1 protein-coding gene is annotated in these 2,054 nt (G+C 33.9%); it reads left to right on the top strand.

Features of this window, described 5'->3' with window-relative positions; translation table 11 throughout:
- Positions 1–252 precede the first annotated feature (252 nt).
- Complete coding sequence (lysS, locus tag AC3ASS_RS14060; protein ID WP_488284133.1) at positions 253–1,737, top strand: lysine--tRNA ligase; 1,485 nt, start codon at positions 253–255, stop codon at positions 1,735–1,737.
- Positions 1,738–2,054 lie beyond the last annotated feature (317 nt).

Here is a 2,054-nt window from a genome sequence, read left to right as displayed (position 1 = left end):
CTTAGAAAATGATGAGCAAAAAAAGACAAACCCCAACTCAAATGAAGCATTTGAGTTGGGGTTTGTCGACAGTCTGATATACTGCCGAAAAGCTTCGGCAGTATATTTTTATTAAAATCCAAAGCTTTTTACGCACAATATACTTTGTAAATATGTTTTGAAAAGTGTACAATTAAACAGGTGTTACATAGAGAATAGATTGCTTTCATTAAATAAAAGATATTTATAATATTGCAGGTGGAGATGATTTAAATGAGTTATGAAGAAATGAATGACTTAATGAAAGTAAGAAGAGATAAAATGAATGCTCTTCGAGAACAAGGAATAGATCCATTTGGAAAACGATTTGAACGAACTCACTCTGCAAAACAAATTATAGAGGAGTATGATTCATTCACAAAAGAAGAACTTGAAGAAAAAGAAGTAACTGTTATTCTAGCAGGAAGAATTATGACAAAACGCGGAAAAGGGAAAGCTGGTTTTGCCCATATCCAAGATTTATCCGGTCAAATTCAAATTTATGTAAGAAAAGATGCTGTCGGTGATGAACAGTACGAAATTTTTGATAGCGCAGACCTTGGTGACATAGTAGGTGTCAAAGGAACAATATTTAAAACTAAAGTTGGAGAGCTTTCGATTAAGGTAAACGACTTTCAATTATTAACTAAATCTTTAAGACCGCTACCTGAAAAGTTCCACGGATTAAAAGATGTTGAGCAACGCTATCGCCAAAGATATTTAGATTTAATAATGAACCCGGATACTAAAAAGACATTTATAACAAGAAGTTTAATTATTCAATCTATGCGTAGATATTTAGATAATAACGGATATTTAGAAGTTGAAACTCCTATGATGCACGCGATTGCCGGCGGAGCTGCAGCTAGACCTTTTATCACTCATCATAACGCATTAGATATACCGTTGTATATGCGTATTGCTATTGAACTACACTTAAAACGTTTAATTGTAGGTGGATTAGAGAAAGTCTATGAAATAGGAAGAGTATTTAGAAATGAAGGAGTTTCAACACGTCATAACCCTGAATTTACAATGCTCGAACTTTATGAGGCTTATGCGGATTACCGCGACATCATGAGTTTAACTGAAAACATGATTGCGCATATCGCTCAAGAAGTTTTAGGTACTACAAAGGTAACTTATGGTGACTTTGAGGTTGATTTAACACCAAAATGGAATAGAATTCATATGGTAGATGCTATTAAAGAACATACCGGTGTAGATTTTTGGCCGGAAATGAGTACGGAAGAAGCAAGAAGACTTGCTAAAGAACATGGTGTTGAAATCAAGGATAATATGCAATATGGCCATATTGTAAATGAATTTTTTGAGCAAAAAGTTGAAGATAAATTAATTCAACCAACATTTATTTATGGACATCCGGTTGAAATATCACCTCTTGCAAAGAAAAATGCGGATGATCCAAGATTTACTGATAGATTTGAATTATTCATAGTAGGTCGGGAACATGCAAATGCATTTACAGAATTGAATGATCCGATTGATCAAAAAGAAAGATTTGAAGCACAGCTTAAGGAAAGAGAAGCAGGAAATGATGAAGCGCATATGATGGATGAGGACTTTGTCGAAGCTCTTGAATATGGAATGCCTCCAACAGGCGGACTTGGAATAGGGATTGACCGATTAGTTATGTTGTTAACAAATTCTCCATCCATTAGAGATGTTCTATTATTCCCGTTAATGAAAAACAAATGATCTTAATGCGAAGAGGATTTTTTCCTCTTTCGCATTTTTTCTATAAAAATTTATACATTTCCTGTTGAACAAATTTGTAAAAGGTGATATATTATTCATTGTCGCTAAGACAAACGAAAAAAATTAAAAAAATCGTTGACATCGTGATTTTTGTTTGTTATTATTTAAAAGTCGCTGTTAAAAATTTGAACCTTGAAAACTGAACAAAACAAAGCGTCTAAAGAAACATGCTAGTCAATCATTTTGAGCAATCAAACTACTTATTGGAGAGTTTGATCCTGGCTCAGGACGAACGCTGGCGGCGTGCCTAATACATG

The sequence above is a fragment of the Bacillus sp. JST-5 genome (assembly GCF_057747715.1).
This window is presented reverse-complemented; position numbering and strand designations above follow the sequence as displayed.